Source organism: Rhodococcoides navarretei (assembly GCF_038069675.1).
In the GTDB taxonomy this organism is placed as follows: domain Bacteria; phylum Actinomycetota; class Actinomycetes; order Mycobacteriales; family Mycobacteriaceae; genus Rhodococcoides; species Rhodococcoides navarretei.
This window is the reverse complement of the sequence record NZ_JBBPCN010000001.1, coordinates 663,604-679,149: the sequence shown is the minus strand read 5'-3', so window position 1 is coordinate 679,149 and position 15,546 is coordinate 663,604. Positions and strand designations below refer to the sequence as shown.

At 65.9% G+C, this 15,546-nt stretch carries 15 protein-coding genes and 1 riboswitch; of the genes, 8 read left to right on the top strand and 7 right to left on the bottom strand.

The window, feature by feature from the left end:
• Nucleotides 1–137: 137 nt before the first annotated feature.
• The gene (locus tag AABD04_RS03315; RefSeq protein WP_068053642.1) at nucleotides 138–629 is read left to right on the top strand and encodes an inorganic diphosphatase; all 492 of its coding nucleotides are present in this window, start codon (nucleotides 138–140) and stop codon (nucleotides 627–629) included.
• Nucleotides 630–692: 63 nt separating this feature from the next.
• A complete protein-coding gene (locus AABD04_RS03310) occupies nucleotides 693–1,142 on the top strand; it encodes a PAS domain-containing protein (protein ID WP_243594672.1) in 450 nt (149 codons plus the stop codon).
• Nucleotides 1,143–1,188: 46 nt separating this feature from the next.
• Here the strand turns inward: AABD04_RS03310 and AABD04_RS03305 are convergent, their stop codons facing one another.
• From AABD04_RS03305 to AABD04_RS03295, 3 genes are all read right to left on the bottom strand, one after another.
• Nucleotides 1,189–2,265 (bottom strand): GGDEF domain-containing protein, encoded by a 1,077-nt coding sequence (locus tag AABD04_RS03305; RefSeq protein ID WP_341440229.1) that lies wholly within the window; start codon nucleotides 2,263–2,265, stop codon nucleotides 1,189–1,191.
• Between the two features lie 97 nt (nucleotides 2,266–2,362).
• Nucleotides 2,363–2,827 (bottom strand): MarR family winged helix-turn-helix transcriptional regulator, encoded by a 465-nt coding sequence (locus AABD04_RS03300; RefSeq protein WP_243594674.1) that lies wholly within the window; start codon nucleotides 2,825–2,827, stop codon nucleotides 2,363–2,365.
• 1 nt (nucleotide 2,828) lies between these two features.
• Complete coding sequence (locus AABD04_RS03295) at nucleotides 2,829–3,656, bottom strand: crotonase/enoyl-CoA hydratase family protein (protein WP_341440228.1); 828 nt, start codon at nucleotides 3,654–3,656, stop codon at nucleotides 2,829–2,831.
• Between the two features lie 119 nt (nucleotides 3,657–3,775).
• Between AABD04_RS03295 and AABD04_RS03290 the strand changes: the two genes are divergently transcribed.
• Nucleotides 3,776–4,273 (top strand): 2-oxo-4-hydroxy-4-carboxy-5-ureidoimidazoline decarboxylase, encoded by a 498-nt coding sequence (locus tag AABD04_RS03290; protein WP_341440227.1) that lies wholly within the window; start codon nucleotides 3,776–3,778, stop codon nucleotides 4,271–4,273.
• A gap of 21 nt (nucleotides 4,274–4,294) precedes the next feature.
• Here AABD04_RS03290 and AABD04_RS03285 read toward each other — a convergent pair whose 3' ends face one another.
• Together AABD04_RS03285 and AABD04_RS03280 are read right to left on the bottom strand one after the other, a co-directional pair.
• Nucleotides 4,295–4,519 carry a DUF6480 family protein gene (locus tag AABD04_RS03285; protein ID WP_243608691.1) on the bottom strand — a complete coding sequence of 75 codons (225 nt, stop codon included), beginning with the start codon at nucleotides 4,517–4,519 and terminating at the stop codon, nucleotides 4,295–4,297.
• A gap of 28 nt (nucleotides 4,520–4,547) precedes the next feature.
• Complete coding sequence (locus AABD04_RS03280) at nucleotides 4,548–5,192, bottom strand: TetR/AcrR family transcriptional regulator (RefSeq protein WP_243608692.1); 645 nt, start codon at nucleotides 5,190–5,192, stop codon at nucleotides 4,548–4,550.
• A gap of 52 nt (nucleotides 5,193–5,244) precedes the next feature.
• Here AABD04_RS03280 and AABD04_RS03275 point away from each other — a divergent pair, with 52 nt between their 5' ends.
• From AABD04_RS03275 to AABD04_RS03265, 3 genes are read left to right on the top strand one after another with little or no spacing between them, the layout of a single operon-like run.
• Nucleotides 5,245–6,249 (top strand): YhgE/Pip domain-containing protein, encoded by a 1,005-nt coding sequence (locus tag AABD04_RS03275; RefSeq protein ID WP_341440226.1) that lies wholly within the window; start codon nucleotides 5,245–5,247, stop codon nucleotides 6,247–6,249.
• A 4-nt stretch (nucleotides 6,250–6,253) separates the two neighbouring features.
• Entirely contained in the window at nucleotides 6,254–7,219 is a 966-nt protein-coding gene (alc, locus tag AABD04_RS03270) for an allantoicase (protein ID WP_341440225.1), read from the top strand.
• 27 nt (nucleotides 7,220–7,246) lie between these two features.
• A complete protein-coding gene (locus AABD04_RS03265; protein ID WP_341440224.1) occupies nucleotides 7,247–7,720 on the top strand; it encodes a YbaK/EbsC family protein in 474 nt (157 codons plus the stop codon).
• Nucleotides 7,721–7,740: 20 nt separating this feature from the next.
• Here AABD04_RS03265 and AABD04_RS03260 read toward each other — a convergent pair whose 3' ends face one another.
• Nucleotides 7,741–8,241 carry a hypothetical protein gene (locus AABD04_RS03260; RefSeq protein WP_341440223.1) on the bottom strand — a complete coding sequence of 167 codons (501 nt, stop codon included), beginning with the start codon at nucleotides 8,239–8,241 and terminating at the stop codon, nucleotides 7,741–7,743.
• Nucleotides 8,242–8,396: 155 nt separating this feature from the next.
• Nucleotides 8,397–9,728: an aminotransferase class V-fold PLP-dependent enzyme gene (locus tag AABD04_RS03255; protein WP_341440222.1), complete on the bottom strand. Its 1,332-nt coding sequence runs from the start codon at nucleotides 9,726–9,728 to the stop codon at nucleotides 8,397–8,399.
• Between the two features lie 54 nt (nucleotides 9,729–9,782).
• A riboswitch (SAM riboswitch) is annotated at nucleotides 9,783–9,898 on the bottom strand.
• 246 nt (nucleotides 9,899–10,144) lie between these two features.
• Here AABD04_RS03255 and AABD04_RS03250 point away from each other — a divergent pair.
• Together AABD04_RS03250 and AABD04_RS03245 are read left to right on the top strand one after the other, a co-directional pair.
• On the top strand, nucleotides 10,145–14,038 hold the full coding sequence (locus tag AABD04_RS03250; RefSeq protein WP_423228204.1) for a Pls/PosA family non-ribosomal peptide synthetase: 3,894 nt from the start codon (nucleotides 10,145–10,147) through the stop codon (nucleotides 14,036–14,038).
• A 6-nt stretch (nucleotides 14,039–14,044) separates the two neighbouring features.
• Entirely contained in the window at nucleotides 14,045–15,382 is a 1,338-nt protein-coding gene (locus tag AABD04_RS03245) for a M1 family metallopeptidase (protein ID WP_243594684.1), read from the top strand.
• Nucleotides 15,383–15,546 lie beyond the last annotated feature (164 nt).

The following is a 15,546-nucleotide window of genomic DNA, read 5'->3' as shown; positions in this document are numbered from 1 at the left end:
CTCCGTATCTGCCGTGGTCGTACCCGTCGTCGTTCAGTCAACAGTATCCTCGGGTCCGGTAGCCTTGCGCCGCCACCATCGACACATTCGCAATGAGTCGAGCCGGTCCGGCTCGACGAGGACAGTGAGGACTGCACGTGCCGTTCGACGTCACCATCGAGATCCCCAAGGGGCAGCGCAACAAGTACGAGGTCGACCACGTCACCGGACGTGTTCGCCTCGACCGCTACCTCTACACAGCGATGGCGTATCCCGCCGATTACGGCTTCATCGAGAACACCCTCGGTGAGGACGGCGATCCGCTCGACGCACTGGTTCTGCTGCCCGAGTCGGTGTTCCCCGGCGTCATCGTCGAGGCTCGACCCGTGGCGATGTTCAAGATGGTCGACGAGGCAGGCGGCGACGACAAGGTGCTGTGCGTTCCGGCAGGCGACACCCGCTGGGACCACATCCAGGATCTGAGCGACGTCTCGACGTTCGAGCTCGACGCGATCAAGCATTTCTTCGTTCATTACAAGGATCTCGAACCCAACAAGCACGTCACCGGGGCAGACTGGGTGGGGCGCGCAGAGGCAGAGGCCGAAATCGCTGCATCATTCAAGCGCTTGGCGGACAATCCGGGTCACTGATCGTTTCGGCATCACACACCTCGTCTCGGCCGAGCGCCGACGAAACATAGTTTGGGGAGACGTATGACCGACAGCACTTCCAACGGTGATCGGCGCAATCTCGATTCGCGACCGATCTCGGATCCGACGCAGTTTCCCGATCTGCCGGTGACGGTCGTCCTCGACCGGATTCCGGTGCCGATCCTCGCTGTCGATCCGTCCGGTGCCATCGTGTTCGCGAACGAGGCCTTCGACGATCTGTTCGGTCTCGACCGCACCGAGCGTGAGGACTTCCATCTGCACGACATCTTTCCCGACCGGGCACCCGAGGGCGTCAACGTCGCAGACATGTTCCTCACGACGGTGGCCACCCGCGCAGATTCTCTGTGGCGGATGACCGACAAGACCGGCGATATCGTGCAGGTGCGTGCCAGCAAGTCGATCCTGCGCCGCACCGAGGACACCATCGTCCTGGTCGCGTTGGAGGATTTCACCGATCAGCTGTGGAACGACCCCAAGAGCGCTCTGCGCTGACGCAGTAGCTCGTCCTCCCCGAACGACCGACGGTGTACACCGGCAATCACATGCCGGTGTACACCGTTGCTCTGTTTCCGCCCGCGTGCTTCGACTCGTACATCGCCGTGTCGGCCTCGAGCAGCACGTTGTGCACCAGGTTGCCGCCGTTTCCGGATTCGGCGGCGGTGAACCACCGACTGCCGTCCAACAGCGCGACACCGACGCTCACCGTCACCGGTACGTCGTCGTCCGGGTCGTGAATGGAGTCGAGGATCTCTTCGGCAATCCGGTGCACGGCGGCATCGCCGACCGGTAGCGCGATCGTGAACTCCTCACCGCCGGTGCGCGCGACGCACGGGCGGGCACCCGTCACCGATGTCAGCCTGCGCGCGGTGCGGCGCAGCACACGGTCCCCGACCGCATGGCCGTAGGTGTCGTTGACTCGTTTGAACTGGTCGAGATCGAGAACCATGAGCGCGACCGAGTGTTCCGCGTCCAGCGAGTTCATCATGCGTTGGAGCCGCAACTCCAAGCCGCGCCTGTTGAGCAGGCCGGTCAGGGAATCGGTGTTGGCGAGATCGAGTTGGCGCTGAATCACCGCTCGGAACGCGAGCACCGAGTTGACCACCAGGAGAGTGGCCAGGGTCCTGGTGACGGTCGACGCCACATCGTGCGTGTCCGCGGCGAACAACAGCGCTGCCAGTACGACGACCACCGCGTTGACGAACAGTATGTGGAATTCGAGCACTCGCCTCCTGGAGAAGTAGACGATGTAGATCCCGATCACCGTGAACAGAATCGCCCCGTTCAGAGCGAGGTCGCGTCCGGCGAAAGTGAGCAGCATCGCTGCAACGCCCACATCGGCGTACACGACGAACCACCCGGGCATGTGCGACGAGTCCGCCGCTCGACGAAACCACCACACCCCCACCGGGACGGTGGATATCAGCACCAGTAGACAGGCGATCTTGGCGATCGCGCCTTCGGGTCCGTCTGCCGAGAACATCGCCACGACCCCGATCAGACCGAACGAGGGTACGAAGGCGGCGATTCCGAGGGCGACGCGGCGTTCGAGCCGCACCGAGCCGGTTCGCGGTCCGTTCACCCACGTGTGCGAGGTTCGATCGCGATCGACTGGCACGGCATTCCCTCCGTCCTGGCTTTCGGGCGAGCATGCGGGCCGGATGGCGCGGCCGGTCGTCCAGGCTTGTCAGATTGTGCGATCGCTCACTCGCGCATCAGACGTTACCGCCGCGCCGCTCGGGCAGGTCCGGCCTGATCGTTTCGTAATCGGTCAAGAACCGATCGAGCAGCGCGATCAGCGAAGCTCGGTCCTCTCGTGGCCACCCCTCGATGACTCGTCCGAGATTGTCGGTTCGACGTTGCTGGATCGCGGCCGCCGCTTCCTGACCCGACGCAGTCACGGCAAGGACGAACGCGCGACCGTCTCGTGTGTCGGGTCTGCGCTCGACGTGTCCTCGTTCGACCAGCTGAGCCACCTGCCTGCTCACCGTCGACGGATCGGAATTCACCATGGCGGCGAGTTCACTCGACCGCATCGGTCCGTCGCGCAGCAGCCGGAACAAGCACACGTACGCGGCACCGTCCACGCCGCCCGACGACGAAATGGCCGCGATGTTTCGCTCGCGCAAGCGCTGCAGTCGAACCAGCTGTGTGCCCAGTTCCTCGGCGAACTCGACCACGTCAGCTACCGGAGAACTGAGCCGGACGCTTCTCGAATACGGCGGTGATCGCCTCTGTGAGGTCGTGCGATGCCAGGAAGGCGGCGTTCCAGGCCGCGACATAGCGCAGCGAATCGTCGACGCTCGAAGATCGGGAATGGTCCAGCACCGTCTTGATTCCCTGCACCACCAGGGGCGGATTGGCGGCGATGGCGGCGGCGCATTCGCGAGCAGCGGCCAGGGTGGCGTCGTGGTCCTCGAAGACGTCGTTGACCAGTCCGATCTTCTCGGCGCGGTCGGCGTCGATGTCCTTGCCCGTCAGCGCGAGCTCACGCATGTGGCCGTCCCCGATGATGGCAGGCAGTCGGGCCAGAGATCCCATATCGGCCACGATCGCGACCCGCACCTCGCGCACGCTGAACTTCGCGTCGGCGCTCGCGTAGCGCACGTCCGCGGCGGTGATGAGGTCGACGCCACCGCCGATGCACCAGCCCTGAATCGCCGCTACGACGGGTTTCCGGCAATCCGCAACCGCGTTGATCGCCTTCTGCATGGTCTTGATGGTGTCGTGGAACGACGTTCGCGGACCGGCGAGTGCCTTGTCCGCCATGAGCGGACCGAACGTGCCCGCCATCGCGGCGAGGTCGAGTCCGTAGGTGAAGTTTCGGCCCGAGCCCGCGAGCACGACCGCGCGAACCTCGGGATCGGCGTCGAGCCGAGCGAACAGCTCGGGGCTCTCGCTCCAGAAGTCCGGGCCCATGGCATTGCCCTTGTTGGGCCCGAGAAGTGTCACGTGTGCGATGTGGTCCGCGATCTCAACGGAGAACGCGTTCCAGGTTCGTTCGGTCATGCCTGCGAGCCTAGCGGGAGCTTCGCGCAATCCCGCACCGCATGTTACGGCGCGTAACGTCTGCGCTAAGTACCTGCTCAGCTCTGGTGCTCGTGCCCGATCGTGCCCATCATCGACTCATGCTGATGCATCAGGGACTCGGCCTGGAGACGTTCAACGATCTGCCGCGTCGCAAAGCGGTGCACGCGCTGTACGAGTGTTGCTGCTCGGTGGCGTGGGCGTCACGGGTGGCGGACGGCCGACGCTTTTCCTCGCGCACAGACCTGTTCGCCGCTGCAGACTCGCAATTGGCCGAACTCTCGGACAGCGTCGTGGACTCGGTGGCCGCGACGCTGCCGGAGCCGAGCAAGGTGTGTGCAGCGATGGACAGGGACACTCGCGGCGCGTTGGGGACGGCCGCGAGGGCGTACGAAGGGCGATTCGGCTACGCGTACGTGTCGAGTCGACTGTTCGACCCCGAGGGGTTCGAGCCGCGCGACATACTGGTCGATCTGGGCCACCGCCTCGACAACGACGACCGGACCGAGCGCACGGTCATGCGTGCCGAGCTGGCGAAGATCAATCACGGTCGTTTGGATCGTCTACTCGGCCCCGAGGGTGGTTGGCCGCCGTACTGAGTGTTTTCGCTCGGTCCGAGGTCAGCCGAACAGGCCGACTGCCCGACCGATCAATCCACCGGCGATCAGAATCGCCAGCAATGCCACGATGGAGATGACGATGATCGGCATCGCTCGGCCTCGCTGCGGCGGTTCGTGATTCGGTCCACCGACTGCTGTCTCGGCTGGAGGAGTGTCGCCCGGCGTCACGCTACCGCCTGCTTCGAGGCCGGCAGTCTCATCGGGTTCGGGATTCTGAGCAGTCATGAATTCGGAGTACCCGGTCGGCCATCCCTCAATCGAGATGTGTCCTGGCTATCGCTCCAGCGAACAGTTCGGACACCGCGTCGGCGATGACTTCCTCGTCGATCTCTTCCGGATCCACCGAATGTTCGACGGCCAATCCGGAGATCAAGGCTGCCAGTGACGTCGCGAGGCGTCGGGCATCGAAGTTCTCGCCCACGCCCCACTGCCCCGCCCGTTCGGCGATGAGCCGCTCGAGCTCACCTCGAAGTGCTCGGCGGTCGGTGCGGTAACGCTCGGCGACGGCCGGGTCCCGCCCGGCCAGGATGCCGAATTCGACGGTCAACAGCGGCCAGCGAGGTTCGGCCACCACCCAGGACGCGATTTCGCCGCCGCCGGCCCCGGCCGCCGCCCGCGAGTCCAGATCGGAAACGTGGGCGAGCACGCGGGCCGCGAGATCGAGGGACCTCCGGGCGAGCAGCTCGGCGAACAGTGCTTGCTTGGACTCGAAATTGGAGTAGACGGCCCCTTTGGTGAACCCGGCGCGGTGCGCGATGTCGGCGAGTTTGGCTGCGGCATAACCACGTTCGGTGAACTCGTCGGCGGCCGCGGCGAGGAGTCGGTCCCGTACGTCGGTGCGTTGAGGTCTCCGTTGCGCATGTGTCGACCCCCACTTTTCTTGCTCGTCGGCATTCACGATACCTAGAGTATTGAATACCTCGGGTATCGACAAGATTCAGGAGTCACCCATGCGCAAGATGTCACTGCTCGCCGCCGCGGTGCTGGTACTGCAACTCGGCTTCATCCTCAGCTACGTCTCGGCGTTCCATCAGCCGACGCCGCACGCGATCCCGATCGCGGTGGTGGCCGAAGCCGGTCTCCCCGAGGGGCTGGCCCAGCAGACCGCCGATCGACTCGACTCCCTCGACGGCAGTCCGCTCGACACGCGCACCGCGGCCGATACGGCCGAGGTCCGCTCACTGCTCCGCGATCGGGACATTCTCGGCGCGTACGTCGTCGGCTCCAGCGGAACGGACACCCTCATCACCGCGAGCGCCGCGGGTAGTTCCGTTGCCACCGCGTTGCAGTCGATCTTCACCGAGGTCGAGACCGCGCAGGGCCGTCAATTCGTGGTCCGCGACGAGATACCGGTCGGGGTGCACGACAACCGAGGACTGTCCGGTTTCTACCTCTCGGTCGGTTGGGTCGTCGGCGGATACCTGCTGGCCGCTGCATTCGGATTACTCATCGGCGCACCGACCTCGCGCCGCGAAACCTGCGTCCACGTCGGCATTCTCGCGGCGTACTCGGTCGTATCGGGAGCACTCGGAGCATTCCTGACCACTCATGTTCTGGAAACCTTTGCCGGCCATTGGTTTCCGCTCACCCTGCTGGGCACCGGGGTGGTGCTCGCCACGGGACTGTTCACCATGGGCCTGCGCGCCCTGATCGGCGTCGCTGCCGTGCCCGCTGCGATAGTACTGTTCGTGATCCTCGGAAACCCCAGTGCAGGAGGAGCTTTCGGGGCGGACGTATTGCCCTCGCTCTATGCGTCGATCGGTCGCTGGATCACCCCGGGCATCGGCACCGAGGGGGTGCGCAGCATCGTCTACTTCTCCGACAGCGGGCTGGGGCAGCCGGCGCTCGGACTTGTGCTCTACATCGCGGTCGGCGCACTGCTGATGGGCGCGGCGGCCCTGCGCCGCCCGTCTGCACACAACCCGGTGAGCCCGCGTGAGACCAGTAAAGTGTGATTCCATGACGTCCACATTCCCTCTGCCACTGCCCGATCTCGCCGTCCGCACGCTCGGAGGCGCAGTCGTGTGGGCAAACGACGAAACGTTCGCAGAGAAGGAAAATCTGATCACTCCGGGCAAGGCCGACTACTCCACGGCGACGTTCGGCCACAAGGGTCAGATCTACGACGGGTGGGAGACGCGACGCCGACGCGAGGCCGGCTACGACGAGGCCATCGTGCGGCTGGGGGCTCCCGGGGTCGTGTCGGCGATCGTCGTCGACACCTCGTGGTTCACCGGCAACTACCCGCCGGAAATCTCGATCGAGGCTGCCGAGGTCGACGGGTTTCCGTCGCCGGAGGAGCTGCGCACCCAGACCGAGTGGACCACCATCGTCGACCGTAGTCCGGTCGACGGTGACAGCGAGAACAGATTCCAGGTCGCGTCCGATGCACGGTGGACCCACGTGAAGCTGTCCATCTTCCCCGACGGCGGAGTGGCACGGTTGCGGGTACTCGGTCGCGGCATGCCCGATCCCAAGTTCCTCGCCGCCGGCCCGGTCGACCTGGCCGCCCTCGAGAACGGCGCGTACGTCTCGGCGTGCTCCAACATGTTCTACAGCTCGCCCAACAACCTGCTCTTCCCCGGACCCCCGCGGTCGATGGGTGAGGGTTGGGAGACCTCGCGTCGACGCAACGACGCGAACGACTGGGTTCAGGTGCGACTGGCCGGTACCGGACATATCCGTCTGGCCGAGCTCGACACCACGTGCTTCCTCGGAAACGCACCAGGCGCGGCGTCGCTACGTGGCCGGCTCGACGACGGCGAGTGGATCGAGCTGTTGCCGCGCACGACGCTGCAGCCCGACACCCGTCATCGCTTCGTCCTCGCCCACGACACCCCGGTGTCCGAGGTTCGCATGGACATCTACCCCGACGGCGGCATGGCGCGATTGAGACTGTTCGGTGACCTCGACACTTCTGCGTAAAGCACTTCGGGGCAATAGGGTTGGTTCATGTCCCGGCTACTTCATCCGAATGCAGCCCATGTTGCCGACACCCTGATTTCTCGTGGTCATCACGGGGTGGTGGTGAACAGCCCCGAGGGCACGCACACTGCCGCCGATGCTGCTGCGGCGCTCGGCGTCGATGTGGGCGCGATCGTGAAGTCGATGGTGTTTCTGCTCGACGACGAGCCGGTATTGCTCCTGGTGTCGGGAGCCCACAACGTTCATCTCGAGCACACCGGTGTTCGTTTGGGCGGCACGTTGATGCGTGCCGACCTCGACACGGCGAAGCATGCCACCGGGCAGCCGATCGGTGGCATCGCCCCGGTCGGCCACCCCACCAATCTGGACACGTTCGTCGACCAGGATCTGGCCGACTACACCGAGGTGTGGGCGGCGGCCGGTCATACCAACACGATCTTTCGGTCGACGTTCACCGAGTTGCTGCGGATCACCGCGGGCCTGGCGATCGATGTCACCTGACCCCCGCCTCACCAGCGGGGTCAGGACGCGAGAGTCGGGGCGATCGGTGCGCCGAGGACCTCGTCGACGGTATCGATGTCGAACCGCGTGCCGCGCGATCCCAGTAGCGGCAGCACCCCGGAGCTCAGGAACGTCGATTGCCGAGCCACATCGTCGTGGACCTGCAACGTCACACCGTCGGCGACATCGGCCGCGGTGACGTCGGAGATCAAACTGGCCAGACCTGCCGGGGTACCGACGTAGCGGATGGACGCCGGGCTCGTCGGCGCGTCCAGTCCGGCGAATTCACGACGGGCCGTCCTGGCATCTGCGGCAATGTGGACCTCGAGGTCGAGGAATACTGCTGTGCTGTCTGCAGATTCACCCCGCTCGACTGCTTCGGCGCGCAGTCGAGCGGTGTGCTGCTGGGCTTCCCGCAGGTCGGAGGCGTGGATGCGGACCGGCTCCGCGTCCGGTGCCGCGGTGAGTTCGGTCCAGACGGCATCGAATTCGACGGCAACGCGGGTGTGCTTGTGCGACATGAGTGGTGGTCCTGGTTCTAGAAGTCGGTGAACGCATTCGGTCGGTGCGGAGCCGAACTCGAACACGACCCGGACGCCGTGCGGCACAGGTCCACATACCTGTTGGACCAGTGACGGTTGCCCGTCCACGCGACACTCACGGTCATGACGCAATGCTAACCGTGTGCGGGGGTGCACGGGGATCCCACCCCGGCGGCACCGTCGGCCAGCTCGGGGAACGGTCGCGGGTCCGGCACGGGATTCCACCAGCCGGCATCCTCCGCGTAGTGCCAGTTCGGTCCGCACTCGACCAGGGCGGCAAGGGCGTCGACCAGTCGGTCCACATCTGCCGACGAGCTGCCGAGCCCGATGCTGGCTCGAACCGCACCGGCCGCGTGGCCCAGCCTGCTCAGCAACGGGTGTGCGCAGAACTTTCCATCGCGCACGCCGATTCCGTGTTCGGCGGAGAGGTACGCGGCCACCTCACCTGGGTCGCGCCCGGCCACGGTGAAGGTGACGATGCCGACGCTGTCGGGTGCGTCGTCCCACACCTGGAGCTGCTCGACGCCGTCGAGCGCGGCCAGTCCCTCGCGTAAGCGGGACGACAGGTCGTGCTCGTGTTGCTGCAGCTCGGCATCGTCGAATCCGGCGATGGCCTCACACGCCGCGGCGAGTGCGGCGACGCCGAGCACGTTGGGGGTGCCCGCTTCGTGCCGCTGCGGTGCCGGAGCCCAGTCGGTGTGGTCGATGCCCACGCTGCGAACCGCGCCGCCGCCGGCCAGGTGCGGCTCACCGTCGTCGAGCCAATCACGCCTGCCCACAAGCACTCCCGCGCCGAACGGGGCGTACAGCTTGTGCCCCGAGAACGCGAGATAGTCCACGCCGAGCGCGGCGATGTCGACCCGACGATGCGGAACCAGCTGGGCACCGTCCACCACGATGCGTGCGCCGTGCCGATGCGCCAGCGCCGCGAGTTCGGCGATGGGAAGAACCTCACCGGTGACGTTCGATGCGCCCGTGATCGCCAGCAGCGCAGCAGGTTTCGCGGCCAGCTCGGCATCGAGGCGGACGATGGTCTCGGCCAGGGTCGACGCGGCAACCACCACTCGTCGATCCCGCCACGGGAGCAGATTCGCGTGGTGTTCGATGTCGAGCACCACGGTCTCACCCGGCACACATGCGGCCAACAGGTTCAGCGAGTCGGTGGTGTTCCGGGTGAACACCACCACCGAATCGGGCTGCGCACCAACAAAATCGGCGACGGTCACCCGCGCCTTCTCATACGCTGCCGTCGAGACGCGAGACGCGTAGCCGGCACCGCGATGCACACTCGAGTAGAACGGCAGGAGTTCGGCAATCCGATCGGTCACCGCCGTCAACGCCGGCGCGCTGGCTGCGTAGTCGAAGTTGGCGTAGGTGCGGGTGCCGCCCTGCACCAGTGGAACCTGCAACTCCGTGCCCGAAACAGGGGCAAAAGGAGCACAGGGGCGGGAAAGTACAGATGTCATGACAGATCGAACCCTCACCATCGAGGGACCCGCAACCGAAGGGCTTCGTGAACGAGTCCGCGCTTGCCGCGCCGGTTTTCCGGCGCCAGCCTGGTCGTCACCCGGAGCACCCCACCGCGGAGGAGGGTTGCCGACCAGCTAGCCGGGGCTTGATGCTGGTACTCGTGACCGTGGGGAAGACACTCGCAAACTCACTGCGGTTTTGTCAAGCCGGGACTCGCGCCACAGCACCAGTAGGATTCCCGCGGTGGGAAGGCGCGCTCGTTCACCTTCCGGCAAACAGAACGTGAGATAACCAACGACGCTGCGGCTCCCCTGCCGCAGTTCCACAAGCGTTCCACTGCCCCACGAACACGAAGGACACCCGGTTGTCTGTGCACGAATCCGAAGGTCACCCCGCAACCCCAGGTCTCGAGATCCCGGCTGCACCTGCCCAGTACCTTCGCTCGTCTCTCGCCCCTCCACCGCGGACACTGATCGATGTTCTGCGCGCGACCGCCCACAGCTTTCCCGACGCCCCCGCGATCGACGACGGTGCCGTGTCGGTCAGTTACTCGGAGTTATTGGACGACATCGCCGAGGGCGCTCAGTGGCTCGCCAACGCCGGTGTCCGACGCGGCGATCGCGTCGGCATCCGCATGCCGTCGGGTTCCTTCTCTCTCTATGTCGCGATCCTGTCGATCCTTCAGGTCGGCGCCGCATACGTGCCGGTGGACGCGGACGATCCGGAGGAGCGCGCCGAGTTGGTCTTCGGCGAGGCGAAGGTGACGGCCATCGTCACGGCGGGCGGAATCGCAGCCGGCACGGCCCCCAAACAGGACACCCTTCCCGACACAGACCCGACGCCACCCACTCCCGAGGACGACGCGTGGGTCATCTTCACGTCGGGTTCGACGGGCACTCCGAAGGGCGTCGCGGTCAGTCATCGCAATGCGGCGGCGTTCGTCGACGCCGAGGCCCGCATGTTTTTGCAGAAGGATCCGCTGGGTCCGGGCGACCGAGTGCTCGCCGGTCTGTCGGTGGCATTCGACGCCTCCTGCGAGGAGATGTGGCTGGCGTGGCGGCACGGTGCCTGTCTGGTGCCCGCGCCGCGGTCGTTGGTGCGGTCCGGTTTCGATCTGGGTCCGTGGCTCGTCTCCCGCGACATCAGTGTCGTTTCGACGGTGCCCACGCTCGCGTCGCTGTGGCCCGCAGTAGCGCTGGAAGCGGTGCGGCTGCTCATCTTCGGCGGCGAGGCCTGCCCGCCGGAGCTGGCCGAGCGGCTCGCCGTCGAGGGCCGTGAGGTCTGGAACACGTACGGTCCCACCGAGGCAACGGTCGTCGCCTGTGCGGCGATCATGGACGGGAAAGGGCCCGTCCGCATCGGATTGCCGTTGGACGGATGGGACCTGGCTGTGGTCGACGGTTCGGGACTACCCGTGCAGGTGGGTGAGATCGGCGAGCTGGTCATCGGCGGCGTCGGACTCGCGCGGTATCTCGATCCGGCCAAGGATGCCGAGAAGTACGCGCCCATGCCATCTCTCGGGTGGGAACGGGCGTATCGCAGCGGCGATCTGGTCAAGCTCGAGCTCGAAGGGCTCTTGTTCCAGGGTCGCGCCGACGATCAGGTCAAGCTCGGCGGGCGACGCATCGAGCTCGGCGAGATAGACAATGCGCTGCAAGCACTTCCGGGCGTCGGCGGCGCGGCGGCCGCCATCCGCAAGACGGCGGCCGGAAACTCGGTGTTGGTCGGATACCTCGCCAGCACCAATCCCGATTTCGATCTCGAAGCCGCACGCGAATTGCTCGCCGAGCAGTTGCCCGCGGCATTGGTGCCCAGGCTTGCGCTGGTCGACGAGATGCCCACGCGCACCTCGGGCAAGGTCGACCGCAACGCGCTGCCGTGGCCCCTGCCCGGCATGGCAGGAGCGTCCGCGCTCGCTGGGACGGCGGGCTGGGTGGCCGAACTGTGGACCAACATCCTCGGTGCGCAGGTCTCGGACGAGAGCGCCGATTTCTTCGCCAACGGGGGCGGCTCGCTCTCGGCCGCCCAGTTGGTGACGGCACTGCGCGAACGGTTCCCCGAGATCACCGTCGCGCAGCTGTACGACCACCCGCGGCTGGGTTCACTGGCGCAGTATCTGGATGATTTGAAGCCGGTCGTCGAGGCCGTTCCCCGTGCGGTCGCCCCGACGTCGCGCACCGCGCAATGGGCGCAGATCGCGGCAACGGTTCCGTTGACCACCCTGACCGGATTGCAGTGGGTCACCTGGCTCGGGCTGCTCTTCAACGTCATGTCCTGGTTCGGCGACGTGCCCTGGGCCCCGACGCTGTCGTGGTGGTGGGTGCTCGTGGCATTCGTCCTGTTCATCACTCCGGTCGGCCGCATGGCGATCTCGGTGATCGGATCTCGCATCCTGTTGGCGGGCTTGAAACCCGGTGCGTATCGACGCGGCGGCAGCATGCACATCAGGCTCTGGGCGGCAACACGATTGACCGACGCCAGCGGTGCCTCGAACCTCTCGGGTGCGCCGTGGATGGTCTACTACGCGCGTGCGCTCGGTGCCAAGATCGGCAAGGGCGTCGACCTGCACACGATGCCGCCCGTCACCGGCATGCTCGAACTCGGCGACGGCTGTTCCATCGAGCCCGAGGTCGACCTGTCCGGGCACTGGATCGACGGCGATCTCGTCTACATCGGCGGCATCGAAATCGGTGCCGGTGCCACCGTCGGCGCACGCTCCACGTTGTTGCCCGGCACCAAGGTCGGCAAGAACGCGGTCGTCACGGCAGGCTCGGCCGTCGTCGGACGAGTGAAGGCCGGTCAGATGTGGTCCGGCTCGCCGGCTCAGAAGGTAGGCAAGGCCGACCATCCGTGGCCCGCCGAGACACCGCCGCGCGCCACGAAATGGGTGTTCGCGTACGGCATCGCGTCTCTGTTCCTGTCGGGCATGGCACTGTTCTCCATCGGCGTCAGCCTCGTGCTGATGGGCTGGTGGATTCACACCGCCGACTCCGTGTTCGACGCCTTCGAACGTGGCCTGGTGATGTTGCCCGTCGCGACGCTGGTCTCGTTGGCGGTGTTCGCACTGATCACCGTCGTCGCGGTGCGGTTGCTCGGCATCGGACTCGTCGGCGGCTACCACCCGGTGCGCAGCCGCATCGGCTGGCAGGTCTGGGCCACCGAACGTCTGATGGACTCCGCGCGCACCTTCCTGTTCCCGCTCTACGCTTCGTTGTTGACGCCGCACTGGCTTCGGCTCCTCGGCGCGAAGATCGGCAAGGACGTCGAGGCCTCGACGGTGCTGATGATCCCCAAGTTCACCACCGTCGCCGACGGCGCGTTCCTGGCCGACGACACCATGGTCGCCAGTTACGAACTCGGCGGCGGCTGGATGCATCTGGGCGACGCCAAGGTGGGCAAGCGGGCGTTCCTCGGCAACTCCGGCATGACCGGGCCGGGACGAACCGTCCCGAAGAACGGTCTTGTGGCCGTGCTGTCCGCCACGCCGGACAAGGCGAAGTCCGGGTCGTCGTGGCTCGGTAGTCCGCCGGTGCGGCTGCGTCGGGCCGCCGGGAGTGCGGACTCGTCGCGCACGTTCGATCCACCGCGGAAGCTCAAGGTCGCCCGGTCGTTCGTCGAGACGTGTCGGTTGATTCCCGTCGTCGTGACCTTCGGTATCGGTCTGGCCGTGCTGTTCGGGCTCACCGCCATCGCCGACGCCGTCGGGTACTGGTTGGCGGCACTGCTCAGTGGCGTCGTCCTGCTCGTCGCCGGTTTCGTGGCTGCTGCGGTGTCGGCGTTGGCGAAGTGGTTGTGGGTGGGTCGGATCGGCAAGACCGATCATCCGCTGTGGAGTTCGTTCGTCTGGCGCAACGAGGTGGCGGACACGTTCGTCGAGACAGTCGCCGCACCGTGGTTCGCACGCGCAGCCGAGGGCACCGCCGTGTTGAACATGTGGTTGCGGTGGCTCGGCGCAGACATCGGCCGCGGAGTCTGGTGTGAGACGTACTGGCTCCCCGAGGCCGATCTGGTGACGTTGGCCGACGGTGCGACCGTCAACCGAGGGTGCGTTGTGCAGACGCACCTGTTCCATGATCGGATCATGTCCATGGACACGGTCGATCTCGGCGCGGGCGCAACACTGGGACCACACTGTGTAGCGCTGCCGGCTTCGGGTATAGGAGAAGGGGCGACCGTGGGGCCTGCCTCTCTCGTGATGCGCGGCGATACGGTTCCCGCGCATACTCGTTGGCAGGGCAACCCGATCGCGCCGTGGGCCAAGGGTGATCCCTTTCCGCGAATTCGCGACGACCGAAACGAGGGGTGATCTTTCGTGCCAGACAGGCTGGTGGCACCGGTGTTCGACGTCGATGCCAGTGACAATCCGATCGACACCTACCTTCCCCAGAACGGCAACCGCGGCTATCGCGTCTCGCGCTACGAACTGGACCTCGAGTACAAGGTCGAGAGCAACCGGTTGACGGGCAAGGCGAAGATCACGGCGGTCACCACGGCGACGGTGTCGAAGTTCGCATTCGATCTCGGCCCGGCGATGAACGTGTCGAAAGTGTCGGTCAACGGCTCGCGTTCGGTGAAGTTCAGCCACCAGCGCGGCAAGCTCAAGATCACGCCCGCCAAGCCCATCGCGTCGGGTGCAGCACTGGTGGTCACGGTCGCCTACGGCGGAACTCCGAAGCCCATCAACGGTGTATGGGGTGAGGTCGGCTGGGAAGAGCTCACCGAGGGCTCGCTCGTCGCGAGTCAGCCGAACGGCGCGGCGTCGTGGTTCCCGTGCGACGACCATCCGGTGTCCAAGGCCAGCTACGGCATCACCATCACCACCGATTCGCCGTACTACGCGGTGGCCAACGGAACGTTGGTACGCAAGCAGACTCGCGCCAGCCGCACCACCTGGGTGTACGAGCAGCCCGAGCCGATGGCCAGCTACCTCGCGACCATCCAGATCGGTCCGTACGAGCACCGCATCATCAGCCCGGGGCCGGTGCCGATGAAGGCCATCACTCCCCCGCGGCTGCGCGCGCAGTTCGATCACGACTTCGGTCGTCAACCGCAGATGATGGATACATTCGTACGGCTGTACGGCCCTTACCCTTTCGCGTCGTACACCGTGGTGGTGACCGACGACGACCTCGAGATTCCGATCGAGGCGCAGGGGCTGTCGATCTTCGGTGCCAATCACTGTTCCGGTTCCCGGTACTACGAGCGTCTCGTGGCGCACGAGTTGGCGCACCAGTGGTTCGGCAATTCGCTGACCCTCGGCAAGTGGGCCGACATCTGGCTGCACGAGGGATTCGCCTGCTACTCGGAGTGGATCTGGGCCGAGAACTCCGGTGGCGCAACGGCTCACGACAAGGCCAAGCGAGCGCACACCATTCAGCGTGGCCTGGCGATGGATTTGCAGCTCACCGATCCCGGTCCCGAGAGCATCTTCGACGACCGCGTCTACAAGCGTGGGGCACTGGCGCTGCACGCGGTGCGAACGACCATCGGCGACGAGCGATTCTTCGGACTGATCCAGGAATGGACCTCCAAGTACCGCTACTCGACGGTCGCAACGGCAGACTTCACCGACTTGGCCTCCCGCTTCGGTTGTCCCCGAAGCTTGTGGGACGCATGGCTTGTGGACAAGCAACTGCCGTCGTTGCCGTAGTTCCCTGCCCGCTGCCTGTCTCCCCCCAACTCCCGCAAACGCGCGCGCGTTTGCCAAAACCGGCCGGAATAGTCAACGACAATGCACGCGTCTGACGAATGCGCTCGCGTTTGCGAAAGCTCACGGCTCAGGACTCAGGACTCAGCGGGGCTCGGCTCCCCCAA